The 22,476-nt window shown below is 73.4% G+C and carries 21 protein-coding genes and 1 pseudogene; 5 read left to right on the top strand and 17 right to left on the bottom strand.

Annotated features, from left to right (window positions below; translation table 11 throughout):
* Window positions 1-8 precede the first annotated feature (8 nt).
* Genes OG207_RS33825 through OG207_RS33815 form a run of 3 tightly spaced genes read right to left on the bottom strand, consistent with a single transcriptional unit; the run spans window position 9 to window position 2,863 of the window.
* On the bottom strand, window positions 9-782 hold the full coding sequence (locus tag OG207_RS33825; protein ID WP_329103865.1) for an N-acetyltransferase: 774 nt from the start codon (window positions 780-782) through the stop codon (window positions 9-11).
* A gap of 31 nt (window positions 783-813) precedes the next feature.
* On the bottom strand, window positions 814-1,389 hold the full coding sequence (locus tag OG207_RS33820) for a histidine phosphatase family protein (protein ID WP_329103863.1): 576 nt from the start codon (window positions 1,387-1,389) through the stop codon (window positions 814-816).
* 31 nt (window positions 1,390-1,420) lie between these two features.
* Window positions 1,421-2,863 carry an aminotransferase-like domain-containing protein gene (locus tag OG207_RS33815; RefSeq protein WP_329103861.1) on the bottom strand — a complete coding sequence of 481 codons (1,443 nt, stop codon included), beginning with the start codon at window positions 2,861-2,863 and terminating at the stop codon, window positions 1,421-1,423.
* On the opposite strand from OG207_RS33815, the gene OG207_RS33810 reads away from it, so the two are divergent.
* Both OG207_RS33810 and OG207_RS33805 read left to right on the top strand, forming a co-directional pair.
* Window positions 2,862-3,767 (top strand): DMT family transporter, encoded by a 906-nt coding sequence (locus tag OG207_RS33810; protein ID WP_329103859.1) that lies wholly within the window; start codon window positions 2,862-2,864, stop codon window positions 3,765-3,767. The two genes, OG207_RS33815 and OG207_RS33810, sit on opposite strands and share 2 nt — an antisense overlap.
* Window positions 3,768-3,824: 57 nt before the next feature.
* Entirely contained in the window at window positions 3,825-4,022 is a 198-nt protein-coding gene (locus tag OG207_RS33805) for a DUF1918 domain-containing protein (RefSeq protein WP_030010502.1), read from the top strand.
* 1 nt (window position 4,023) lies between these two features.
* Here OG207_RS33805 and OG207_RS33800 read toward each other — a convergent pair whose 3' ends face one another.
* A complete protein-coding gene (locus tag OG207_RS33800) occupies window positions 4,024-5,268 on the bottom strand; it encodes a glycoside hydrolase family 10 protein (RefSeq protein ID WP_329103857.1) in 1,245 nt (414 codons plus the stop codon).
* 139 nt (window positions 5,269-5,407) lie between these two features.
* Between OG207_RS33800 and OG207_RS33795 the strand changes: the two genes are divergently transcribed.
* Window positions 5,408-6,301, top strand: coding sequence for a 3-hydroxybutyryl-CoA dehydrogenase (locus tag OG207_RS33795; protein ID WP_327386335.1), 894 nt, complete (start codon window positions 5,408-5,410; stop codon window positions 6,299-6,301).
* Window positions 6,302-6,315: 14 nt separating this feature from the next.
* On the opposite strand, the pseudogene OG207_RS33790 reads toward OG207_RS33795, so the two are convergent.
* From OG207_RS33790 to infC, 10 genes and pseudogenes are all read right to left on the bottom strand, one after another.
* Window positions 6,316-6,852 (bottom strand): annotated as a pseudogene (locus OG207_RS33790) (NUDIX hydrolase).
* 56 nt (window positions 6,853-6,908) lie between these two features.
* A complete protein-coding gene (locus tag OG207_RS33785; RefSeq protein WP_329103855.1) occupies window positions 6,909-8,249 on the bottom strand; it encodes a transcriptional regulator in 1,341 nt (446 codons plus the stop codon).
* A gap of 351 nt (window positions 8,250-8,600) precedes the next feature.
* Complete coding sequence (locus OG207_RS33780) at window positions 8,601-9,680, bottom strand: PP2C family protein-serine/threonine phosphatase (protein WP_329103853.1); 1,080 nt, start codon at window positions 9,678-9,680, stop codon at window positions 8,601-8,603.
* A 137-nt stretch (window positions 9,681-9,817) separates the two neighbouring features.
* Window positions 9,818-12,361, bottom strand: coding sequence for a phenylalanine--tRNA ligase subunit beta (pheT, locus tag OG207_RS33775; RefSeq protein ID WP_329103852.1), 2,544 nt, complete (start codon window positions 12,359-12,361; stop codon window positions 9,818-9,820).
* On the bottom strand, window positions 12,361-13,488 hold the full coding sequence (gene pheS, locus OG207_RS33770) for a phenylalanine--tRNA ligase subunit alpha (RefSeq protein WP_030012061.1): 1,128 nt from the start codon (window positions 13,486-13,488) through the stop codon (window positions 12,361-12,363). The genes pheT and pheS overlap by 1 nt, the downstream gene beginning before the upstream one ends.
* Window positions 13,489-13,641: 153 nt before the next feature.
* Complete coding sequence (locus OG207_RS33765) at window positions 13,642-14,880, bottom strand: sensor histidine kinase (RefSeq protein ID WP_329103849.1); 1,239 nt, start codon at window positions 14,878-14,880, stop codon at window positions 13,642-13,644.
* A 56-nt stretch (window positions 14,881-14,936) separates the two neighbouring features.
* Window positions 14,937-15,797, bottom strand: coding sequence for a TrmH family RNA methyltransferase (locus OG207_RS33760; RefSeq protein ID WP_329103847.1), 861 nt, complete (start codon window positions 15,795-15,797; stop codon window positions 14,937-14,939).
* Between the two features lie 159 nt (window positions 15,798-15,956).
* Complete coding sequence (gene rplT, locus OG207_RS33755; protein ID WP_007263143.1) at window positions 15,957-16,343, bottom strand: 50S ribosomal protein L20; 387 nt, start codon at window positions 16,341-16,343, stop codon at window positions 15,957-15,959.
* 105 nt (window positions 16,344-16,448) lie between these two features.
* Window positions 16,449-16,643 carry a 50S ribosomal protein L35 gene (gene rpmI, locus OG207_RS33750; RefSeq protein WP_030012385.1) on the bottom strand — a complete coding sequence of 65 codons (195 nt, stop codon included), beginning with the start codon at window positions 16,641-16,643 and terminating at the stop codon, window positions 16,449-16,451.
* A gap of 104 nt (window positions 16,644-16,747) precedes the next feature.
* Window positions 16,748-17,482, bottom strand: coding sequence for a translation initiation factor IF-3 (gene infC, locus OG207_RS33745; RefSeq protein ID WP_329103844.1), 735 nt, complete (start codon window positions 17,480-17,482; stop codon window positions 16,748-16,750).
* Between the two features lie 325 nt (window positions 17,483-17,807).
* Here infC and OG207_RS33740 point away from each other — a divergent pair, with 325 nt between their 5' ends.
* The gene (locus OG207_RS33740) at window positions 17,808-18,185 is read left to right on the top strand and encodes a DUF1844 domain-containing protein (protein ID WP_030012387.1); all 378 of its coding nucleotides are present in this window, start codon (window positions 17,808-17,810) and stop codon (window positions 18,183-18,185) included.
* Window positions 18,186-18,282: 97 nt separating this feature from the next.
* Here the strand turns inward: OG207_RS33740 and OG207_RS33735 are convergent, their stop codons facing one another.
* Genes OG207_RS33735 through OG207_RS33725 form a run of 3 tightly spaced genes read right to left on the bottom strand, consistent with a single transcriptional unit; the run spans window position 18,283 to window position 21,065 of the window.
* Window positions 18,283-19,023 carry an SseB family protein gene (locus OG207_RS33735; RefSeq protein ID WP_329103842.1) on the bottom strand — a complete coding sequence of 247 codons (741 nt, stop codon included), beginning with the start codon at window positions 19,021-19,023 and terminating at the stop codon, window positions 18,283-18,285.
* 21 nt (window positions 19,024-19,044) lie between these two features.
* Window positions 19,045-20,250: a type VII secretion-associated serine protease mycosin gene (mycP, locus tag OG207_RS33730; RefSeq protein ID WP_329103840.1), complete on the bottom strand. Its 1,206-nt coding sequence runs from the start codon at window positions 20,248-20,250 to the stop codon at window positions 19,045-19,047.
* Complete coding sequence (locus OG207_RS33725) at window positions 20,247-21,065, bottom strand: hypothetical protein (RefSeq protein ID WP_329103838.1); 819 nt, start codon at window positions 21,063-21,065, stop codon at window positions 20,247-20,249. Before OG207_RS33725 ends, mycP begins: the two co-directional genes overlap by 4 nt.
* A gap of 202 nt (window positions 21,066-21,267) precedes the next feature.
* Here OG207_RS33725 and OG207_RS33720 point away from each other — a divergent pair, with 202 nt between their 5' ends.
* A complete protein-coding gene (locus tag OG207_RS33720) occupies window positions 21,268-22,470 on the top strand; it encodes an amino acid deaminase/aldolase (protein ID WP_329103835.1) in 1,203 nt (400 codons plus the stop codon).
* Window positions 22,471-22,476: the final 6 nt, after the last annotated feature.

The raw sequence follows: 22,476 nt of genomic DNA, 5'->3' as shown, positions 1-22,476 counted from the left end.
CGCGGCCCCTACGGCCGGACGGACTCCGTCCCGTCGACGAGGCGGTGCCGGACCCATACGTTCGGCTCCACGTAGACCGCATAGCCCTGCTCCGGATCGCACCGCACGGGCACCAGGGCGCCCGGTACGCGCACGGGTCCGGCCGTGTCGAAGGGCAGCCCGGTCCACTCGCGCCACTCGGCGAGCGAGCCGGTGACCGTCATCGACAGCGGCGCCACCGAGTCGATGACGCCGCCCGCGCGGACGTGGACGCGCAGCCACGGGTCGTACGGGAGCCCGTCCTCGCGGGTCCGGTACGCGTACGCGTGGATCGGGGTGTCCGGCTCGGCCGGCTTTCCGCTGGGTCGGACGGGCGCGACCACCTCGGCGAAGCCGCGTGCCCGGGCGTTGTCCCGCATCGCGGCCAGCATGCGTCCCGAGAGGCCCTCGCCCTGCCGGTCGCCGGACACGGTGATCTCGATCGCGCTCACCGTGTCGGGCCGGACCCCGCGGTGCAGGTCGGAGAAGGCCCACATGAGCACGCGGTCCCAGCCCTGCGCGGGCAGCACCCCGTCGCGGCCGGCCAGGTGCAGGGCGAAGGGCACGCTGTAGCCGCGGGCTACCACCGCGTCCCCGTCCGTGGCGACCAGGACGTAGTCCGCCAGCTCGGTCGTCATCCGCGGGTACAGCAGCCAGGCGAGGGCGTCGTGGCCGGCGAATTCGGGCCACGGGTCGTCCATGTCCCCGAGCCGGTCGGCCAGTTCGGGCCGCTCGGCGAGCGTGGTGATGTGTATCTCGGTCATTCCCGCAGGCTAGGCGACCGGCCCGACCGGTTCACGCCGGGGCCTGCAGGCACAGGTGCCAGTGACCGGACCAGCCGGTGAGGGTCATCGTGGACAGCGGCCGGACGTCCACGTTCCAGTAGGTCAGCGGGGGCGCCTTCAGTGCGTACACCAGGGCCGCCCGGACCACCGAGGGCTCCGCGACCGCGACGATCGCGCCCCCGTCGTCGGCCGGCCGGGTGTCGAGCCAGCCCCCGATGCGGGAGATGAAGTCGAGCAGGGACTCGCCGCCGTGCGGGGCGGACCGCGGATCGGTGAGCCACAGTTCCACCGCCCCGGGCTCGTGGGCGGTCACTTCGGCCAGGGTCAGCCCCCGCCAGCGGCCCATGTCGCACTCGCGCAGTGCGGGCTGGGCGAGGGGCGCGTACCCGAGGGCCTCGCCCGTGGCGCGGCTGCGCGGCGTCGGCGAGCAGTAGCGCAGCTCGGCCGCGCCCAGGGGTACGAGGCCCTGCGCGGCGGACTCCACCGACCGCCAGCCGGGTCCGTCCAACGGGCGGTCGTCGTCGAAGCGCTCGGCGAGCAGCGAGGAACTACGGGCTGCGGCGACGAGCGAAACCCGAACATGCATGCGGCGATGGTGATCCGCACAGCGCGGTGGGTCAAGCGTGCGGACCGAAGCCGTCCGCGAGGCCGGTGCGCAGCCGCTGGACGGCCTCCACCAGTTCGCCCGGGCCGGAAACCCCGGCGAAGCTCAGGCGGACGTACGGGGCCGGGGGTTCGGCGCAGAAGTAGGGGCGGCCGGGAGCCACCGCCACTCCGGCGCGCAGGGCCGTGGTCGCGAAGGATCCGTCGTCGCCCTCGCTCATCCTGGCCCACAGCTGATAGCCGCCCGAGGGCAGATGGGGCACGGTCAGGCCGGGCAGCTCCCGCCGCAGCGCGCCGGCGAGCACGTCCCGCCGGTGGCGCAGTTCGGCGGCCACCGTGCGCAGGTGGCGCGGCCAGGCGGGCGCGCCGACGAGTTCGAGCGCCGCCTCCTGGAGCGGCCGGGGCACGAAGAAGGAGTCCACGACCTGGACGGCGCGCAGCCGGTCCACCACCGGGCCGCGGGCGGCGAGCGCGCCGACCCGCAGGCTGGGCGAGGTGGCTTTGGTCAGGGACCTGACGTGCACGACCACCCCGTCGTGGTCCTCGGCGGCCAGGGTCGCGGGCAGCGGCCCGCAGTCGTCGTGGGAGAGGGCGCGGGCGTAGTCGTCCTCGACCACGAAGGCCCCGGCGGCCCGCGCGATCCGCAGCACCTCGGCCCGCCGCCCCGGAGCCAACACCGCTCCGGTCGGGTTCTGGAAGAGCGGCTGGCAGACGAACACCCGCGCGCCGGTCGCTTCGAAGGCGGCGGCCAGCAGCTCCGGCCGGACCCCCTCGGCGTCCACCGGTACGGGCACGGGCCGGCAACCGGAGGCCCGGGCGATGGCCAGCAGCCCGGGGTAGGTCGGGGACTCCACCAGGATCGGCGCGCCGGGCGGGGCCAACGCCCGCAGGGCGGTGGTCAGCGCGCTCTGCCCGCCCGCGGTCACCAGCACGTCGGCGGCCCCGACCGCCCCGCCGATCTCGCGGGCGAACCAGTCGCGGAGCTCGGGCAGCCCTTCCACCGGCGGCCGGTCCCAGGCCCCGGGACGCCGTCCGGCCCGGGCGAGCGCGGCGGCCATGGCCCGCTCGGGCTGGATGGAGGCGTGCAGGTACCCGCTGTTGAGGGCGATCACCGACGGCGGCGGTGCGGCCAGGCAGGCCAGCACCCCGGAGGCGTCCACCGAGCGCGGGACGACGTCCCCGGCACCCTCGGCGCTGAGGGCGACCTCCTGCCAGGAGGTGTCCCCGGGGGCGGGGGCCGCCGTACGCGGTGCGGCACGGAAGACCCCTGCACCGGGCCGGGTGACGACGAGGCCCTCGGCGGCGAGCTGCGCAAGGGCCCGGGAGACGGTGACCGGGCTGACCCGGTAGCGCTCGACCAGGGCTCGACTCGACGGGAGCTTTCCACCCACCGAGTAGCGGTTGAGTTCGGACCGCAAGGATTCGGCGAGCTCCGCCACACTGCTACGCTCATACATGACAGCACAGAATAGCGCTACTCTCCCGACCACGATAGCGGTCAAGAACCCGGTGCGCCGGGGTACCGCCCTCGCCCTGCTCGGCGTCGTCGCCTTCTCGCTGACCTTCCCCGCCACCGCCTGGGGACTGGAGAGCTTCGGCCCGTGGTCGTTGGTCGCGCTGCGGAGCGTCCTCGCCGCCGCCATCGCCGGGGGCTTCCTGCTGGCCCGGCGGGTCCCGCTGCCCGCCCGTGAGCACTGGGCGGGGCTCGCCGTCGTCGCCGCCGGAGTGGTCGTCGGCTTCCCGATGCTCACCACCCTCGCGCTGACGACCTCCACGACCTCGCACGCCGCCGTGGTGGTCGGCCTCCTGCCGCTCACCACCGCCGCGCTGTCCGCGCTGCGCACCGGAGCCCGCCCCTCGCGCGCCTTCTGGGCCGCGGCCCTCGCCGGGGCCGCGGTCGTGATCGCGTTCACGCTCGCGCAGAGCGGCGGCGCCCTCTCGGCGGGCGACGCGTACCTGTTCGGCGCGCTCCTGGTGTGCGCCGCCGGGTACACGGAGGGCGGCCGCCTCGCCCGACTGCTGCCCGGTTGGCAGGTGATCGGCTGGGCGCTGGTCCTGTGCCTGCCGCTCAGCCTGGCCGGCTCCGCGGTCGGGCTCGCGCACGAGCCGGTGCACCTCGGCTTCCACGGGCTCGCCGGGCTGGTCTGGGCGGCGGCCGGCTCCACCTTCCTCGGCCTGTACGTCTGGTACCGGGGCATGGCCGAGATCGGCGCACCGCGGGCCAGCCAGCTCCAGCTCGCCCAGCCGCTGCTGACCCTCGTCTGGTCGGTGGCGCTGCTGGGCGAGCACCTCTCCCCCGCCGCACCGGCCGCCGCCTGCGCCGTCCTCGTCTGCATCGCGGTGACCCAACGGGTCAAATAGCCGCATGACGACCTAAACTGCAAGCACCGGATCGGACCGCCACCGAGGAGGTCAGTTATGCGCGCGACCGAGGGCGACCAGCTGGTGCAGCACGGCAGGATCGTCGGACAGCACGACAAGGTGGGCGAGATCACCCAGGTCCTGGGCGAGAACGGAACCCCCCCGTACCGGGTCCGCTTCCAGGACGGACACGAGGCACTCATGGCTCCCGGACCCGACTGCACGGTCCGCCACCCCTCCGAGCCCACTCACTGAATCAGCGCCGGGACGCCGCCGTGCCGTAGTGGTCGGCGACCACCCGGGCCATCGCTCCGTTGGGGTCCGCGGCCACCTGCTTCGCCGAGAAGTAGACGTGGCCGCGGACCTCCGGGTAGCCGCGGGCGAACGTCAGGTGCTTCGACAGCTCCCCGGGATCGCGCCAGGCCTCGGTGGGGCTGTCCTCGTCGCAGCGGTACAGGGCCTCCCCCACGTACAGGTCCACCTTCGTCCCGGCGACGGTCCGCGCCCACCAGGGCACGATGTCGGCGTAGTCGGCGGTCGGGTGACCGATGTGCCAGTAGGCCTGCGGCACGATGTAGTCGATCCAGCCCTCCCTGACCCACTTGCGGGTGTCCGCGTAGAGGTCGTCGTACGTCCCGAGGCCCGCCCGGGTCGGCGAACCGGTCGGGTCGCGGTCGGAGTTGCGCCACACCGCGAACGGGCTGATCCCGAAGCGGACCGCCGGCTTCAGCGCCCGCAGCCGCGCGGACATCTCGCGGACCAGGGTGTCGATGTTGCCCCGGCGCCAGGCGGCGCGCGAGGCGAAGCCCGCCCCGTACTCCTCGAAGGCCTCGTCGTCGTCGAAGTACTCCCCCGCCACCGGGTACGGGTAGAAGTAGTCGTCCCAGTGCACGGCGTCCAGCGGGTAGCGGGAGACCGCGTCGAACATGGCGTCCTGGACGAAGCGCCGCACCTCGGGCAGGCCCGGGTTGTAGTAGAGCTTGCCGCCGTACTCCACCGTCCAGCCGGGATTGCGGCGCGCCGGGTGCGTGGACACCAGCCGGTCGAGGTCGGTGTGGTTGGCCACGCGGAACGGGTTGAACCAGGCGTGCAGCTGCAGCCCCCGGGCGTGCGCCTCCTTGACGGCCGTGCCCAGCGGGTCCCAACCGGGATCGGCCCCCTGCTTCCCGGTCAGCCACTGGGACCAGGGCTCCAGCTTCGAGGGCCACAGGGCGTCCGCCGCCGGCCGGACCTGGAGGACCACCGCGCCCAGACGGCGCTCGACGGCGGCGTCGAGGAGGGCGAGCAGCTCCGACCGCTGCCGCGCCGCGGAGAGTCCGCTCTCGGAAGGCCAGTCCACGTTCGACACCGAGGCGATCCACATCCCCCGGAAGTCGACGGTGGCCCGCCCCCCGGAGGCCCTCGCGGACGCCCGCGGCGCCGCGGCCGCCGAACCGGCCGTGGCGGCGGCGATCACCCCCAAGGCTCCGGCCAACAGTGCCCGTCGGTCGATGTACGTCATGTGACGACTCCGTTTCACTGAGTGACATTGCACGGTGTCCGCCCAGCATGCCCGCCCCGGCCCGCCGCCCCGCGCAAGGTCGGGAGTAACGTCGGGGGGCGTGGCGGGCGCCGGAATCGTACGGGGGACCCGCCGACGGATGAGCTGCGAAAGGCACGAAGTGACTGACCTCCCTTCCGACATCACACGGGTCGGCGTAGTGGGCTGTGGCCAGATGGGCGCGGGTATCGCCGAGGTGTGCGCCCGCAGTGGCCTTGAGGTCAAGGTCGCCGAGACCACCGGCGAAGCCCTGGAGATCGGCCGTACCCGGCTGCACAACTCCCTGACCAAGGCCGCCGAACGCGGCAAGATCACCGAGGAGGAGCGGGACGCCACCCTGGCCCGCCTCACCTTCACCACCGACCTCGGCGAGTTCGCCGACCGCGACCTCGTCATCGAGGCCGTCGTCGAGAACGAGCAGGTCAAGACGGAGATCTTCCAGATCCTCGATCAGGTGATCACCCGCCCGGACGCGATCTTGGCCTCCAACACCTCCTCGATCCCGCTCGTCAAGCTGGCCGTCGCGACCTCGCGGCCGGACCAGGTCATCGGCATCCACTTCTTCAACCCGGCCCCGGTCCAGAAGCTCGTCGAGCTGATCCCGGCGTTGACCACGGGCGAGGAGACGGTCAAGCGGGCCGAGGCCCTGGTGCGGGACGTGCTGAACAAGCACGCGGTCCGCGCCCAGGACCGGTCCGGGTTCGTCGTCAACGCGCTCCTCGTCCCGTACCTGCTGTCCGCGATCCGGATGTTCGAGTCGGGCATCGCCAGCCGCGAGGACATCGACAACGGCATGGAGTTGGGCTGCGCCCACCCGATGGGCCCGCTCAAGCTGTCCGACCTGATCGGCCTGGACACCATCGCGTCGATCGCCGACTCGATGTACGCGGAGTACAAGGAGCCGCTGTACGCCGCTCCCCCGCTGCTCCAGCGCATGGTCGACGCCGGCCGCCTGGGCCGCAAGACGGGCGCGGGCTTCTACCCCTACGGCTGATCCGTCCGGCCACCCTACGGCCGGCCGAGCCGCAGGTGGTGCAGCAGGAGCAACCCGGCCGCCATGTTGGCGGCCGGGATCTCCCCCCGGGCGATCATGTCCGGCACGAGCCCCAGCGGGACCCACTCCCGGCGCGAGGACTCGAAGTCGTCCTCCGGGTGCCCGATGTGGGTGGCCCCGTCCGCCCAGTAGAGGTGGTGCCGGGCATCGGTCAGTCCGTTCGACGGCTCGACGGTCATCAAGTGGTGGAGCGGGCCGGGCCGCCAGCCCGACTCCTCCTCCATCTCGCGGGCCGCCGCGACCGCGATGTCCTCGCCGTCCTCGACCACCCCGGCGGGCAGTTCCCAGCCCTAGCTGTCGGTGATGAAGCGGTGCCGCCAGAGCAGCAGTACCTCGTCGGCCTCGTTGACGGCCGTGGCGACGGCGACCGGCCGCAGCCGGATCACGAAGTGGTCCAGGTGCCGGCCGTCCGGAAGTTCCACATCGGCGAGGTTCACGTCGAACCAACGGTTCTTGTACACGGTCTGCTCGCTCAGGTTCGTCCACTGCACGGTTGTGCCACCTTCTTCCGTTCGAGTAGGTGGCAACATGGCAGCACTTCCGCCCGTCACAGCGGAACGCGCAGCGCCCCGTCGATGAGCCGCGCGGTCTCCTCCGCGCCGGTACAACCGCTGGTCAGGAGCTGTTCGCGGACCGCCCGCAGCCGGTCGCGCAGCCGCAGCGACTCCATGCCCTTGGCCCGCTCGGCCATCTCGGCCGCGGACGCCGCGGCCCGGTCCGCCTCCCCCTGGCGCAGCTGGATCTCGCACAGCATCGCCAGTCGGTGCACCCGGCCGCGGTCGTGCGCCGGGGTGCCGACGGCGGCGGTCGCCTGGACCCGGGCGGATTCCAGATCGCCCAGGCTGAGCAGCGCCTCGGCGACCTGGACGTTGACGAGCCCCGGCTGTACGTAGCCGGTCTCGTCCGGTTCGCTGCCCGGGCGGATCCGCTCGGCGGCCGCCTCCGCCCTGCGGATGCAGGCCAGTGCGGCAGGGGTGTCGCCGAGTTGGGCGTACGCCTTGGCCTGCATCGCGTAGAGGTCGGCGGCCAGCGCCGGGGTGGTGTGCCGCCCGGCGGCCCGCAGCGCGGCCTCGGCAAAGGCGACGGCCTGGCGGTACTCCCGCAGGTGCAGGGACTGGTTGACGATCAGCGCGATGACGTACGCGCCGAGCCCCCGGTCCCCGCTCGCCTTGGCCAGGCGCAGGGCCTGGTGGAAATAGCGCTGGGCCAGGCCGTGCGCGTCCGAGTCGTACGCGCAGATCCCCGCCACCGCCACCAGGGACCCCGTGGCCCGGTGCAGCCGGCGGCCGAGGTCGTCGGAGTAGCTCCCGCGCAGCATGGGCGCGGTCTCACTGCCCAGGAAGCGGACGATCCGGTCCCGCGTGGCGAGACCGCCGGCCCGGCGGTACATCAGCTCGTAGTGGGCGCGGGCGGCCTTCAGGATCTCGATGTGTTCGGGGCCGATCGGGTGCGGACCCTCGCGGGAGACGTCGGCGTCCTCGGGCGGATTCTCCCATTCCCACACCGGGATGACAGCGGGCGTCCCGGTGACCGCCCCGGCGGCCAGCAGCTGGGGCCGGGCCTGGACGTCGGAACGCCACAGGGCCGCGGCCCGGTCCACGAACCCGCTGAGCGGCGAGGCGTGCAGCGGAACGGGCTGGTCGGCCGCGCCGAGCCCGATGTCGTCGAGCCCGAGGGGACGCCGCAGCCGCCCGCCGAGCACCTCGCAGATCAGGTCGGGGACCTGACCCCGGGGCCGCTGACCCTTCAACCACCGCGTCACTGCGGTGTGTTCGTAGCGCAGGGCGAGTCCGCGGGTGCGGCCCGCCTGGTTCACGTACGCGGCGAGTCCGGCGTGGGACATACCCGCCTCGGCGAGGAGGGCATCGAGCAGGACATTGGGCTGCATGGGCCGCTCCAAGGGCTCGTCGTTCTCAGGCTAGTGGGTGCACGGTTCACACGGGGTGTGAACCGAGTACGCGCATAAATGCGATGCGCACTCTGCCGCACGGACCCCTGGAGGCGCTTCACTGAAGAGCCTCGCCAAGAGGTAGCTCGGGTCGTCGGCTCCCCCTCGTACAGTGCGACGACCCGTCACCGCGCCGCCCGTTCTGCCGTCTGCCCGACACTCCATGGCAGGCGGGCGGCGCGTTCCGGCCCCGCCGGCGCCCGGTTGGTCGCCGCGCCCCGGCAGGGGCCGGGTCGAGAGCGCGCGCCGGGCTCATCCACCGGGCCCGGCGCGCGTGTCCGGGGCCGGTGGTCAGGACCGGTCGTTGCGGAGCACCAGTAGGGCGACGTCGTCGGCGAGCCGCCCGCCGGTGTGCCGGAGCAGAGCGGCGTGCACGTCCGCCACCAGCCGCGCGGGCGTGGCCGCCGCCCCCCGTGCGAGGACGCCCGCCAGATCGAAGAACCGACCGGCCCGGTCGCGGGCGTCCTCGGCCCCGTCGGTGTACAGGAACAGCGTCTCCCCGGGCCGGAGTTCCCCGCAGGCGCGCGGCCGCACGTCCGCCGGCACGGGCACCACCCCGAGCGGCGGCAAGGTCTCGCCGCCGACCAGCGCCCCCACCCGAGCCCGCCGCACGGAACGGGGCGCCGCTCTGACCCGGTCCTCGCACGCCGAACGGGCTGCACGTTCCGGCCCCGACGGCGGCGCGGGGTTCGGTGCGGAGCCCCGGCTGCGCGCACCGCAGTGTTCCGGGACCGGAGCCGGACCGATCAGATAGGGCCAGGGATGGCCGCAGTTCAGCGCCAACAGCATGCCGTCCCGGGCGATCTGGAGGAGCAGGACCGTCACGAACTCCTCCGCCACCGGGGACTGCGAATCGGCCCGCGCCCGGTCACGGACGTGGCGGCCCAGCGCCCGCTCCATCCGCCGCAGCACACCGTCCAGCGAGGGCTCGTCGTACGCCCCCTCGCGGAAGGCCCCGAGCACGGCGGCGGCCGTGCCCAGCGCGGGCAGGCCGTGGCCCCGGACGTCCCCGATCACCACCCGCATCCCGTACGCCGTCGGCACGGCCTCGTACAGGTCCCCGCCCACCGCCGCGCCCCGGCTCGCCGAGAGCAGCGCCGCGGCCGGCATCAGACCGTCGATCCGTACCGGCAGCGGCCGCAACAGCACCCGCTGCGCGGCGCCCGCGATCTCCTGCGCACGGCCCAGCTCGGCCAACAGCTCGCGCCGGATGAGCAGCGCGCACCCGGTGGCCAACAGCAGGAAGGCCGCACAGGTGGCCAGGCTCGGGACCAACCGCCCGGGCCTGGACAACTCCCAGGACACGGCGGCGCCGGCCCAGGCCAGGACGCACACCCGGCGCACCAGGGGCATCTCCCCGCGCGTGATCATCCGTAGGACTCCCCTCCGGCCGGATCGATTGTGTCGACCGGCCGGTGCCCCGGACACGGGCCACCGGGGTTCTCACCCGAACGAGTGAGGGGCACGTCCGGTGGTCCGGACGTGCCCCTCACGCGGGTACGAAGCGGCTACGCGCCCCGGAGCACCGCCCCGGTCCGCTCGCCCGCCAGGGCCACCGCCGCGTCGCGCGCGGCCGTGGACTCCTCGGCGGTCAGGGTCCGGTCGGCCGCACGGAAGCGCAGCGCGTAGGCCAGGGACTTCTTGCCCTCGCCGACCTGCTCACCGGTGAACACGTCGAACAGCCTTAGCGATTCGAGGAGTTCGCCCGCGCCCTTGCGCAGCGCGGCCTCCACCGAGGACGCCGGAACCGAGGCGTCGACGATCAGCGCCACGTCCTGGGTCGCCACCGGGAAGGAGGAGATCCGCGGCGCCTGGAGGGCCTCGCCACCCGCCGCCGCGAGGCGGTCCAGGTCGATCTCCATCGCGCTGGTGCGGGCCGGCAGGCCCATCGCCTTGACCACGCGCGGGTGCAGTTCACCGGCGTGGCCGATGACCTGCTCGACCCCGCCGAGGGTGACGACCAGTTCGGCGCAGCGGCCCGGGTGCCAGGGACCGTACTGGCCCTGGCGGACCACCAGCTCGGCGCCGGCCTCGACGGCCAGCGCGCGGGCCGCCTGGACCGCGTCCGCCCAGTCGGCCGGACGGCCCTTGCCCCACCAGCCGGCCTGCTCGCGCGCACCGGCCAGCACGACCGCGGCGTACCGCGGCTGCGCGGGCAGGGCCGCGTTCAGGGTGGCGATCTCCTCGTCCGTGGGACGCCGGTCCACGGGCAGCCGTACGGCGACGCCCGGCTGGGCGGCGGCCCGGAAGACCGAACCGGTCTCGAAGAGCGCGAGGTCGTGGCTGCCCCGGCTGTCGTTGCGGCGCAGCGCGCCGAGCAGACCCGGCAGCAGCGTGGTGCGCAGCGCCGGCTCCTCGTCGGAGATCGGGTTGACCAGCTTGACGACCTGGCGGGCGACGTCGTGCGCGGGGAGCTGGAGCTGGTCGAAGACGCCCTCGCCGATGAACGGGTAGCTGAGCGCCTCCACGTAGCCCGCACCGGCCAGCGCGCGGCCGACCCGGCGGTGCAGCTGCTGCCGGGCGGTCAGACCGCGGCCGGAGGGCACCTGCGGGAGGGTCGACGGGAGGTTCCCGTAGCCCTCCAGCCGGATGACCTCTTCGGCGAGGTCGTTGGGCGCTGCGAGGTCGGGCCGCCACGAGGGAACGGTGACGACGAGCTCGTCCTGGCCGTAGACGTCGCAGCCGATCTCCTGGAGGCGGCGCACGACGGTCTCGCGGCCGTACTCCATGCCCGCCACCCGGTCCGGGTGGTCCGCGGGCATGGCGATGGTGCGCGGCGCGCCCGGGGCGATGACCTCGGTGACGCCCGCCTCGGCGGTACCGCCCGCGAGGAGCACGAGCAGGTCGACGGTCCGCTGCGCGGCCGCGGCGGCGGCCTGCGGGTCGACGCCCCGCTCGAAGCGCTTGGAGGCCTCGGAGGACAGCTTCAGGCGGCGTGCGGTGCGCGAGATCGACACGGAGTCGAAGTGCGCGGCCTCGATGACCACGTCCGTGGTACCGGTGACGGCGCCCGTCGACCCAGAGGGATCAAACACAGTGGTGACGGAGTCGGCGATCTCAGTGTTGGCGCCGCCCATGACACCGGCGAGCCCGATGGGGCCGCTGTTGTCGGTGATCACCAGGTCCTCGGCGTCGAGCGTGCGCTTGACGCCGTCAAGGGTGATCAGCTCTTCACCCCGCTCAGCCCGACGCACACCGATCGTCCCCTCAATGGACGAGCGGTCGTAGGCGTGCAGCGGCTGGCCGAGCTCCAGCATCACGTAGTTGGTGATGTCCACGGCGAGCGAGATCGGGCGCATGCCCGCCTTCTGCAGGCGGCGGGTCAGCCAGATCGGGGAGCGCGCGTCGGGGTCGAGACCGGTCACCGTGCGGGCGGTGAAGCGGTCGCAGCCGGCCGGGTCGTCGACCTTGACCGGGTAGCCGTACGAGTTCGGCGCGGGCACGTCGAGCAGCGCCGGGTCGCGCAGCGGCAGGCCGTAGGCGGTGGCCGCCTCACGGGCGACACCGCGCATGGACATGCAGTAGCCGCGGTCCGGGGTGATGTCGATGTCGAGGACCTCGTCGACGAGCTGGAGCAGCTCGATCGCGTCGGTGCCGACCTCGTGCTCGGGCGGCAGCACGATGATGCCGTGCGTGCCGTCGTCGCCCATGCCCAGCTCGTCGCCGGAGCAGATCATGCCGTGCGAGGTGCGGCCGTAGGTCTTGCGCGAGGCGATCGCGAAGTCGCCGGGCAGGACCGCGCCGGGCAGCACCACGACGACCTTGTCGCCGACGGCGAAGTTCCGGGCGCCGCAGACGATCTCCTGCGGCTCACCGGTGCCGTTGGCGGAGCCGACGTCGACCGTGCAGAAGCGGATCGGCTTGCGGAAGCCCTCCAACTCCTCGATGGTCAGCACCTGACCGACGACGAGGGGGCCCTTGAGGCCGCCGCCGAGCTGCTCGACGGTCTCGACCTCGAGGCCGGCGTCGACCAGCTTGGCCGCCACGTCGCGGCCGGATTCACCCGCGGGGAGGTCGACGTACTCCCGCAGCCAAGAAAGCGGGACGCGCATCAGATCTCACTCCCGAACGGCCGGGTGAAACGAACGTCACCCTCGACCATGTCTCGCATGTCTTCGACGTTGTGGCGGAACATCAGCATCCGTTCGATGCCGAACCCGAAGGCGAATCCGCTGTACTTCTCGGGGTCCACGCCGCAGGCGACGAGCACCTTGGGGTTGACCATGCCGCAGCCGCCGAGCTCGATCCAGCCCTCGCTGGAGCAGGTGCGGCACGGGCGGTCGGGGTTGCCCACCGACTCGCCGCGACACACGTAGCACTGCATGTCCATCTCGGCGGACGGCTCGGTGAAGGGGAAGAAGTGCGGGCGCAGGCGCGTGGTGGTGCCCTCGCCGAAGAGCTCCTGGACCATGTGGTCCATGGTGCCCTTGAGGTCCGCCATGGTCAGGCCCTCGTCCACGGCGAGCAGCTCGACCTGGTGGAAGACGGGGGTGTGCGTCGCGTCGAGCTCGTCGGTGCGGTACACCCGGCCCGGGCAGACGATGTAGACGGGGGGCTTGCGCTCCAGCAGCGAGCGCGCCTGCACCGGGGAGGTGTGGGTGCGCAGCACGACGCCGGACTCGTCGCCCTGGGTGCCCTCGGGCCCCTGGACGAAGAAGGTGTCCTGCATCTGGCGCGCCGGGTGGTCGGGCGTGAAGTTGAGGGCGTCGAAGTTGAACCACTCCGCCTCGACCTCGGGACCCTCGGCAACCTCGTACCCCATGGCCACGAAGATGTCCGCGATGCGGTCCATCAGCGTGGTCAGGGGGTGCCGGGCGCCCGCGGGGACGCGGTCGTAGGGCAGCGTGACGTCCACGGCCTCCTCGACCAGCACCCGCTCGTCGCGCTCGGCCTCCAGCGCGACCGTGCGGGCCCCGAAGGCCTTGTTCACGGCGCCGCGGGCCTGGCCCACGCGCTTGCCCGCCTCGGCCTTGGCCTGCGGGGGCAGCGCGCCGATCTCGCGGTTGGCGAGCGCCAGGGGCGAGCGGTCGCCCATGTGCGCGGTCTTCGCCTCGCGCAGCGCGTCGAGGTCGCCGGCGGACGCGAAGGCGGCGAGCGCCTCGTCCCGCATGCGCTCGATCTCTTCCGGTTTCAGTGCCTCGACCTCGACAGGGTCGTACGACTTGTTCGGTGCCGACATCTCTTCCCGTACTTCCGATGGCTGGCTGGTTGGGTCCCCCGCGCGACGCGCAGGACGCGCTCGGCACAAGGACGCAAAGGTGCCAAAGGACGAGTCTAAAGGTCGCTGGGGGTTGCGGAGCCCGTGGGCCGCCTGCCGAGACGCTCCGCAGGGCTACTGCGTGAGGTACGCGGGGGCGCTCACGGGCAGGATAAATCGGAACTCGGCGCCGCCGCCGGGGCCGCGGCCGACCGTGATGGTCCCGCCGTGCGCCTCCACGATGCCCTTGACGATGTACAGGCCCAGGCCGGTGCCGCCGCGCTTGCTCCCCCGCCAGAAGCGGGTGAAGACGCGGCCCATCGACTCCTCGGGGATCCCGGGGCCTTCGTCGGTCACGGTGACGGCGGTTCCCTTCTCGTGCGGCGACACACCGATGGTGACCGTTCCCTCTCCGTGGCGCACCGCATTTTCCAGGAGGTTGCCGAGGATCTGGTCGATCTTGTCCGGATCTGCCCACAGATCGGGGAGCGGGCGGCTGACGCTCACGAGGAACCGCTCGGGGTCCTGCCCGTTCGCGGTGAGCGCCTGCACGTGGCGGCCGACGGCGGTGGCGATGTCCACCGGCTGGCGGCGCACCTCCAGGCGGCCGGAGTCGATGCGGGAGATGTCGAGGAGCTCGGCGATGAGGCGGGTGACGCGGTTGGCGTCGGCATCGACGGTCTCGAGCATCAGGCGCTTCTGGTCGTCGGTGAACCGCTCCCACTTGGCGAGCAGGGTGGCGGTGAACCCCTTGACCGAGGTCAGCGGGGAGCGCAGCTCGTGGGCGACGGTGGCGATGAGCTCGGCGTGGCTGCGCTCGGTGCGCCGGCGGGCCTCGGTACCGCGCAGGGTGACCACGAGGCGGCGCAGCGGGCCGGTGGGGTGCGTACGGACGTAGCTGGCGGAGACCAGCACCTCGCGGCCGCCGGGGAGGAGCAGGTTCCGCTCGGGCTGCCCGCGGCGGGTGGCGAGGCCCCCGTACGGGTCGGTCAGCGTCCACCAGCGGCGGCCTTCGAGGTCCTCCAGCGGGAGCACCCGCTCGATGCGCCTGCCGAGCGCCTGCGCGGGTTCGGTCGCGGTCATCCGGGCCGCGGCCCGGTTGAAGCAGATCACGTGCCCGGTGGCGTCGGCGACGACGAGCCCGTCGGGCAGGCAGTCGGGGTCGATCCCGAAGGCGAGCCCCTCACCGGGGGCGCTGCCACCCAGGACCGCCCCGCGGGCCGCGCCCTGTGGCGGTACCCCGCGCAGCGCTTCGGAGGGATGTACGGGGGGCACGGCATCGGCGGCCCCGCCCGTACGGGCGCAGGGGCCGACCGGCAACGGCGGACCGGCCGTGGTGCCGGCCCCCGGCGAGCTGTTCGTACCGACGGTCATGTCCCCGTACCCCACATCTCCGAGTAGCGCAGTGGGCCCCCCGGGCCGCCACACTACTAGCTGGGGGTCACAGAGCGGCACCCTCCGGGCGCCCGCTGTGCACGGGCGGACGCGTAGAGGCACACGGCGGCGGCCGTCGCCAGGTTCAGGCTCTCCGCCTTTCCGTGGATCGGGACCCGTACGACGGCGTCCGCGAGGGCCCTGGTCTCCTCCGGCAGGCCCCAGGCCTCGTTGCCGAAGACCCAGGCGGAGGGCCCGCCCATGGTGCCCGCGTCCAGCTCGGCGTCGAGGTCGTCCGCGCCCGCGCCGTCGGCCGCAAGGATCCGTACGCCGGCCGCCCGGAGCCCCTCGACGGCCTGCTCGACCGGAACGCCGACCGCGACCGGGAGGTGGAAGAGGGAGCCCACGGAGGCCCGTACCGACTTGGGGTTGTAGAGGTCCACGGACGCGTCGGTCAGCACCACCGCGTCGGCGCCCGCGGCATCCGCGCAGCGCAGCACCGTACCGGCGTTGCCGGGGTCGCGGACGTGCGCGAGGACGGCGACGAGCTTGGGCCGGGAGCTCAGGATCTCCTCGAACGGGGAGTCCAGGAAGTGGCAGACACCGACCAGGCCCTGCGGGGTGACCGTCTGGGAGACCTCGGCGAGCACCTCGTCGGAGGCGTAGTGCACGCGGGCCCCCGCGTCCAGGGCCGCCTCGATGATCCCGGAGTAGCGCTCGGCGGCCTCGACCGTGGCGAACAGCTCGATCAGGGTCGACGCGCCGGTGCGACCGCGGTGCTCGACGGCCTCGCGGACGGCCTGCGGGCCCTCGGCGATGAAGCGGCGCTCCTTGGTGCGGAAGTTGCGCCGCGCCAGGCGCCTGGCGGCGGCCACCCGCGGGGATCGCGGGGAGATCAGCTCGTCGGGGTGACCCATGGTGTGTGCGGTTCTCTCTCGGGGTTCCGGGCTCGGGGTTCCGGGCGGGACGGGGCTGCGCGGGGGTGGGGCGGCGCGGCGCGGAAAGCACACGGACCCGCAGGCGAATGCCTGCGGGTCCGTGGGGGCCGGCCCCGGGTGAGCTGGGCCGGCTAGCCCTTAGGCAGCGGCCTTGGGGGCGTTGACGTCGGCCGGAAGCGCCTTCTGCGCGACCTCGACGAGCGCGGCGAACGCGTTGGCGTCGTTGACGGCCAGCTCCGCGAGGATCTTGCGGTCCACCTCGATGTTGGCGGCCTTCAGACCCTGGATGAGGCGGTTGTACGTCATGCCGTTCTGGCGGGCAGCGGCGTTGATGCGCTGGATCCACAGCTGACGGAAGTCGCCCTTGCGCTTCTTGCGGTCGTTGAAGTTGTAGACCAGCGAGTGGGTGACCTGCTCCTTGGCCTTGCGGTACAGGCGCGAACGCTGACCGCGGTAGCCGGAGGCCGCCTCGAGGATCGCCCGGCGCTTCTTGTGGGCGTTTACTGCCCGCTTGACGCGTGCCACTTTTTAACTCCTTGTAGCGGGGCCGTGGGTGTCTTCACACGACCCGAAATTCGATGGGGTCCCGGTCTCGACGTGCATCCGCTCCCGGTGGGGGGAGCGGAGACGTCAGATGCCGAGAAGCTTCTTGATCTTCGCGGCGTCGCCGGGGGCCATCTCCGCGTTGCCGGTGAGGCGGCGGGTGACACGGGACGACTTGTGCTCGAGCAGGTGGCGCTTGCCGGCGCGCTCGCGGAGCACCTTGCCGGAGCCGGTGACCTTGAAGCGCTTCTTGGTACCGCTGTGCGTCTTGTTCTTCGGCATGGCGCCGTTATCTCCTCGTCGGTGGCGCTCCCACCGGTCCGGTACGGGACCGGTCTTACGGGAGCGTCAGTTGTGTCGGGTGATCCGGGACGGGTGTCCTGGAATCAGGCCTCGGCGTTCGCCTCGTCGGCCGGAGCCTCTTCGGCAGCGGCGTCGGTGGCCTCGGCGGAGGCGACCTCGGTGGTGTCATCGACCTCGACGGCGGCGTCCTCGGAAGGAGCCTCGCCTTCGGTGGGAGCGACACCCTGGCGCTCCGCCTTGCGGGCGGCCTGCGCCTCGCGGGCTTCGGCCATCGCCTCGGTCTTCTTCTTGTGCGGACCGAGGACCATGATCATGTTTCGGCCGTCCTGCTTCGGGTTCGACTCGATGAAGCCGAGCTCCTCGACGTCCGAAGCGAGACGCTGCAGCAGTCGGTAGCCGAGTTCCGGCCGGGACTGCTCGCGACCACGGAACATGATCGTGATCTTGACCTTGTCGCCCTGCTTGAGGAACCGAACGACGTGACCCTTCTTGGTGTCATAGTCGTGCGGGTCGATCTTCGGCCGGAGCTTCATTTCCTTGATGACCGTGTGCGCCTGGTTCTTGCGCGCCTCACGGGCCTTCATGGCCGACTCGTACTTGAACTTGCCGTAGTCCATGAGCTTGCAGACCGGCGGGCGTGCGGACGCCGCGACCTCGACCAGGTCGAGGTCGTACTCCTGCGCGAGCTCAAGCGCCTTGGCAAGCGGCACGATGCCGACCTGCTCGCCGCTGGGACCGACAAGCCGTACCTCGGGAACGCGAATCCGGTCGTTGATGCGGGGCTCGGTGCTGATGGATCCTCCTCGGTAGCACCACACGGCTGCCTGGCAGACAGCCGCTGACGTGTATTTCCGTCAGACCGACCGCAGCGGGAGAATGAAAAAAGCCCCGCCGGGCACAGGCAGGGGCTCCAAAACAACCGGAACACCGCCGCGTGCGAACCGCGGGGCGTAGACTCGGGCAGCTTTCCATCGTCCGTACGGAACGATGGATGCCGCCTGACCGGTGACCCGCCGCCCCGGAGGGCAGTCAGGTGGGAGAACGGAGCCTCCACTTGTGGGCCGGGCACATAAGTGTCCGGCCGGTCGAAGTACATACTAGCACCCGTGCCGCAAGCCCGCCGCACGGCATATCGTGGGGCGCATGACTGACGCGACACCCCCCACCGAACCCACTGCCGACGGCGCCCCCGACTACGACACCATGACCCGCGACATCGCGGACGTGCCCGCCGTCGAGGTGATCACCACGGTGGCCGTGCACCTGCTGAGCGCCGCGGCGGTCAACCTGGGCCTGGACAAGCCGGACTCCGAGCACAAGGACCTCGACGAGGCCCGCAAGCTGATCACGGCCCTGGCCGGCCTGGTCACCGCGAGCGCCACCGAGATCAGCTCCTTCCACGCCGCCCCGCTGCGCGACGGCCTGAAGTCGCTCCAGCTGGCCTTCCGCGAGGCCTCGATCGTGCCGGACGAGCCGGGCCAGGGGCCGGGCGAGAAGTTCACGGGTCCCGTCTTCGGCTGAGCCCGTACCGCGAGGACGTACGACGACGGCCGGTACACCCCGTGCGGGGTGTACCGGCCGTCGTCGTGTCCGGGGGACGCGGGGCCGCGGCTCGCGGTCAGCGGGTGAACAGGGGCTCGCCGGGCGGGGCCGGCGCGTCCGGGGGGAGCAGTGCCAGGTCCAGTCCGCGGACCAGCCGGGCCCGCAGGGTGGTGTCCGCCGCCAGCGCCTCGGCGACCCGCCGGGCCGCCGCGGACGCCTGCGCGCCCCCGGCCAGCACGATCGCCAGGGTGCCGTCGGAGCCGGCGCCGCCCGGACCGAGGTGGGCGCGCAGGACGGCGGGCTCCGCGGACACGGCGGCCCGTACGGCCTCCCGCACGGCGGGGTCGGCCAGCGGGTCCGCGTCGGTGCGGCCCTCGGCGAGCGCGAGTAGCGCGGAGCCGGTGAGCTGGTAGGTGACGGGGCCGGCGAGGTCCAGGACCACGGTGTCGGCCTTCTCGTGCGCGGCGGCGGCCAGCGCCTGGTGCAGCGGGACGGCCACCGGCCGGGCCGCGGGGTCCCACAGGGCGAGCGAGGCGATCGAGGTGAAGGCGGGCAGCGCCCGCCGGTCGCCCGCCCGTAGGGTCGGGACGGCCATGTCGCTGGTCTTCTCGCGCCTCAGGCCCGTCTCCGGGTCGGTCTCCACCTCTCCGAGCACGGCGACCACCGGAACGAGCAGGCGGGCGCCCTTGAGGGCGGCCAGCACCTCCGGCTCCTTCGTCCGGTCCTCGGACCAGGCGGCCAGGGCCGCGCTCAGCCGGGGATCGGCGGAGCCGTCGTCATCGGAGAAACCGGGGTCGGGAATGTTCTTGTTCGCCATGTTCGCCACAGTTACCCGACCCTACTGTGCCGCGTCCGGGTCCGGGTCACGGCCCCGCGCGCCCCGGCGCGGGCGTCGCGCGAGTACGGCGGCCAGCGCGAACAGCACCGCCCCCGCGACCGCTGCCGCCGGGGCTCCCAGCCGGGCGCCCCGCTCGCGCGGGCGGACCGGTTCGGGGCCGGGGCCGAAGTACGTGCTCGTGGCCGCGGCGGGCACGGGCGCCGGAGCCTCCGGGCGCATCCCCTCGGCGGCCTGGAGGGCGGCGACGGGATCGACCAGCCCGTGACCGCGGGCGTCGTCGCGGCCGCCGGCCGGGGAGTCGGAGGCGGTCGCCTCCAGCAGCTTCTTCACCTGGGCCGGAGTCAGGTCGGGGTGCGCGGCCAGGACGAGGGCCACGGTGCCGGAGACGAAGGCCGCCGCGGCGCTGGTGCCCCAGCCCTCGTAGTACGAGCGGTCGGGGTCGGCGATGACGACGTCGACGCCGGGGGCGCTGACGGTGGCGTACCAGTTGCGGGTGGAGAACTTGGCCTTCTTGCCGCGGCGGTCGACGGCGGTGACGGCGATGACCCCCGGATAGGCGGCCGGGTAGGAGACGCGGTCGCCGGCCTCGCCGCCGTTGCCTGCGGAGGCCACGACGACCACGCCCTTGGCGAGGGCGTACTGGACGGCCTCGTCCTCCCCCGCCTCGTGGTGGGCGGAGTCGCTGTCGTCACCGAGGGACAGGTTGATCACGTCGGCGCCGTGGTCCGCGGCCCAGCGGATGCCCTCGGCGAGGGCCCCGCCCTTGCTGTCGCGGGCCTGCGAGCGGCCCGGGTCGCCCTCTTCGAGGATCACCCTGATGGGCAGGATCCGGGCTTGCGGGGCCATGCCGAGGACGCCCTGGCGGCGGCTGGGACCGTGGCCGTGCCCGGCGATGATGCTCGCCATGGCGGTTCCGTGGCGGGCCCAGGCGCGGTCGCCGGGGCCGGCCCCCATACCGATGAGGTCGGTGCCGGCGAGGACCTGGCCGGAGAGGTCGGGATGGGATTCGTCGACGCCGGTGTCGAGGACGGCGACGGTCACCCCGGCGCCCCGGGTGGTGCCCCAGGCCTCCTCGGCTCGCAGGGCCAGCAACCCCCACTGGCGGTCGCGGATGTTGTCGGCGGCGGCGGGGGTGGCGGTGGCGGACACGAGGAGGGTCGCGGCGAGCAGGGCGGTGGCCGCCCGCCCGGAGGCCCGGCAGATCATCGGGTGCTCTCCGGGGTGGTCGGGGTCGGTGCGGGCGTGGTGGACGGTGCGGGAGGTGCGGCGAGGAAGGCGAGGCCGCGGCCGACGCGGTCGGCGAGCGCCCGGGCCTCGTGGCCGAGGCCGGCCTGGGCGGCGGCTCCCGTGGCGTCCTTCTTCATCAGGTCCTCGGCGGGGCGGAGTGCGTCCGGGTGACGGCCGTCGGAGAACGCGGAGACGGTGTAGACGACGACGGGTGCCTCGGTGAGTACGGAGGTGGCCCAGGCAGCGCGCTGCGCGTCGGTGAACCCGTACGCGGGCGGGGCGGGGATCCGGCCCTTGAGGGCGGTCATCTCGGGGGCGTCGGCGGGGGTGAAGACCATGCCGACGGTGATCAGGGAGCTGCGGGTGGCGTCCGTGTAGGTGGCGCGCAGCACGCGCGTGCAGCCGGTGGCGGCCAGCACGGCCTGCCAGTCGGCGGCGAGGGCGGCCGAACAGTCGGCGTCGGGGGCGAGCGCGATCCGGGTCCAGGTGCGGTCGGAGCCGCCGGGGCCGGCGGAGGGGCCGGTCAGGACGGGCGGGAGCAGGCTGTCGACGGGGGCGGCCCGCCACAGCGACCCGGCCTTGCGGTAGGCGGCGTCGGCGGGGAGGGGGCGGGCCGCGGCGCGGTGTTCGGCCCAGGTGGTGAGGGCGGCCCCGCCGACGAGGCCGCTGCCGAGGAGGACGCAGAGCGTGGCGGCGACGACCCGTGCGGGGTGGCGGCGCGTGTCCGCGTGCGCGGGTTCGGCGGTCGGTTCGGGCTCGCCCAGGATTGCGGTCCGCGGTGTCGTCGTGGTCATCCGGCGGCTCCGCCCCCCCGTTCCGTACGGCTGCCTGCCCGTACTCTACGGCGTCGACGGCAAGCAGTGCTTGCGGGTACCGCACCTTCCAGCCCCGCCGGCGTTTGAGGCGCGGGGTGCGGGGCGGCGCCCCGGGAAACGGAGAGAGGGCGGGGCGGGGAACCCCTACCCACCGGTAGAGACCTCTGGCAAGCTGCCGCCCATGAACTCCCCCGCCACCGACCGCGCCCGGTACGACCGGGCGACCGCGCACCTGGACGCGCCGCTGGCCATCGTGGATCTCGACGCCTTCGACGCCAACGCCGACGATCTCGTCCGCCGCGCCGCCGGCAAGCCGGTCCGGGTCGCGAGCAAGTCGGTCCGGTGCCGCGCGCTCCTGGAACGGGTCCTCGCCCGCCCCGGGTTCGCCGGGATCATGTCGTACACCCTCGCCGAGTCGCTCTGGCTGGCCCGGTCCGGGTTCGAGGACGTGCTCCTCGCCTATCCCTCCACCGACCGGGCCGGTTTCGGCGAGCTGGCGAACGACGCCAAACTGGCCGGCGCGGTCACGGTGATGGTGGACGATCCGGCGCAGCTGGACCTGGTCGACGCTGCCCGGGACGGCGGCGCCGAGGAGATCCGGGTCTGTCTGGAGCTGGACACGTCCCTGCGGCTGCTCGGCGGCCGGGTGCGGATCGGGGCGCGCCGGTCCCCGCTGCGCGAGCCCGCGCAACTGGCCGGGCTGGCCCGGGCGGTGGCCGACCGTCCGGGGTTCCGGGTGGTGGGGCTGATGGCGTACGAGGGTCATGTCGCCGGGGTCGGGGACTCGCTGGCAGGTCGCCCGCTGCGGTCCCGGGCGATCCGGCTGATGCAGGGCGCGGCCCGCAAGGAGCTGGCGGAGCGGCGGGCCGAGGTGGTGCGGGCCGTGCGGGCCGTCGTGCCGGATCTGGAGTTCGTCAACGGCGGTGGTACCGGCAGCGTGCAGCAGACGGCCGCCGAGGACGCGGTGACCGAGATAGCGGCGGGTTCGGGTCTGTACGTGCCCCGGCTGTTCGACAACTACACGTCGTTCAGCGGGCGTCCGGCGGCCCTGTTCGCCCAGCCCGTGGTGCGCAGGCCCGGGGTGGGTGTGGTGACGGTGCTCGGGGGCGGCTATCCGGCCTCCGGGGCGGCCGGGGCGGACCGGCTTCCGGTTCCGTACCTGCCCCAGGGGCTGCGCTACGACCCCCAGGAGGGCGCGGGCGAGGTGCAGACCCCGCTGCTGGGCAGCCCGGCCGACGATCTGTTGATCGGCGACCGGGTCTGGTTCCGGCACGCGAAGGCGGGTGAGCTGTGCGAGCGGTTCGACACCTTGCACCTGATCGAGGGCGACCGGGTCACCGCCAGCGCGCCCACCTACCGGGGTGAGGGGCGCACCTTCCTCTAAGTGCAC

This window comes from Streptomyces sp. NBC_01439 (assembly GCF_036227605.1).
Taxonomy (GTDB): Bacteria; Actinomycetota; Actinomycetes; order Streptomycetales; family Streptomycetaceae; genus Streptomyces.
Note: the sequence above shows the minus strand (reverse complement) of the source record. Positions and strands in the feature narration are given on the sequence as shown.

Bases quoted from the DNA above. Each gene is read 5' to 3' on its own strand.
- OG207_RS33795 (WP_327386335.1), top strand. From the start codon at position 5,408: ATGAGCTGCGAAAGGCACGAAGTGACTGACCTCCCTTCCGACATCACA.
- OG207_RS33735 (WP_329103842.1), bottom strand. From the start codon at position 19,023: ATGGCGAACAAGAACATTCCCGACCCCGGTTTCTCCGATGACGACGGC.
- OG207_RS33825 (WP_329103865.1), bottom strand. From the start codon at position 782: ATGACCGAGATACACATCACCACGCTCGCCGAGCGGCCCGAACTGGCC.
- OG207_RS33820 (WP_329103863.1), bottom strand. From the start codon at position 1,389: ATGCATGTTCGGGTTTCGCTCGTCGCCGCAGCCCGTAGTTCCTCGCTG.
- OG207_RS33810 (WP_329103859.1), top strand. From the start codon at position 2,862: ATGACAGCACAGAATAGCGCTACTCTCCCGACCACGATAGCGGTCAAG.
- rpmI (WP_030012385.1), bottom strand. From the start codon at position 16,643: ATGCCGAAGAACAAGACGCACAGCGGTACCAAGAAGCGCTTCAAGGTC.
- OG207_RS33815 (WP_329103861.1), bottom strand. From the start codon at position 2,863: ATGTATGAGCGTAGCAGTGTGGCGGAGCTCGCCGAATCCTTGCGGTCC.
- OG207_RS33740 (WP_030012387.1), top strand. From the start codon at position 17,808: ATGACTGACGCGACACCCCCCACCGAACCCACTGCCGACGGCGCCCCC.
- OG207_RS33785 (WP_329103855.1), bottom strand. From the start codon at position 8,249: ATGCAGCCCAATGTCCTGCTCGATGCCCTCCTCGCCGAGGCGGGTATG.
- OG207_RS33780 (WP_329103853.1), bottom strand. From the start codon at position 9,680: ATGATCACGCGCGGGGAGATGCCCCTGGTGCGCCGGGTGTGCGTCCTG.
- OG207_RS33800 (WP_329103857.1), bottom strand. From the start codon at position 5,268: ATGACGTACATCGACCGACGGGCACTGTTGGCCGGAGCCTTGGGGGTG.
- OG207_RS33805 (WP_030010502.1), top strand. From the start codon at position 3,825: ATGCGCGCGACCGAGGGCGACCAGCTGGTGCAGCACGGCAGGATCGTC.
- OG207_RS33720 (WP_329103835.1), top strand. From the start codon at position 21,268: ATGAACTCCCCCGCCACCGACCGCGCCCGGTACGACCGGGCGACCGCG.
- pheS (WP_030012061.1), bottom strand. From the start codon at position 13,488: ATGTCGGCACCGAACAAGTCGTACGACCCTGTCGAGGTCGAGGCACTG.
- mycP (WP_329103840.1), bottom strand. From the start codon at position 20,250: ATGATCTGCCGGGCCTCCGGGCGGGCGGCCACCGCCCTGCTCGCCGCG.
- OG207_RS33765 (WP_329103849.1), bottom strand. From the start codon at position 14,880: ATGACCGTCGGTACGAACAGCTCGCCGGGGGCCGGCACCACGGCCGGT.
- OG207_RS33725 (WP_329103838.1), bottom strand. From the start codon at position 21,065: ATGACCACGACGACACCGCGGACCGCAATCCTGGGCGAGCCCGAACCG.
- pheT (WP_329103852.1), bottom strand. From the start codon at position 12,361: ATGCGCGTCCCGCTTTCTTGGCTGCGGGAGTACGTCGACCTCCCCGCG.
- OG207_RS33760 (WP_329103847.1), bottom strand. From the start codon at position 15,797: ATGGGTCACCCCGACGAGCTGATCTCCCCGCGATCCCCGCGGGTGGCC.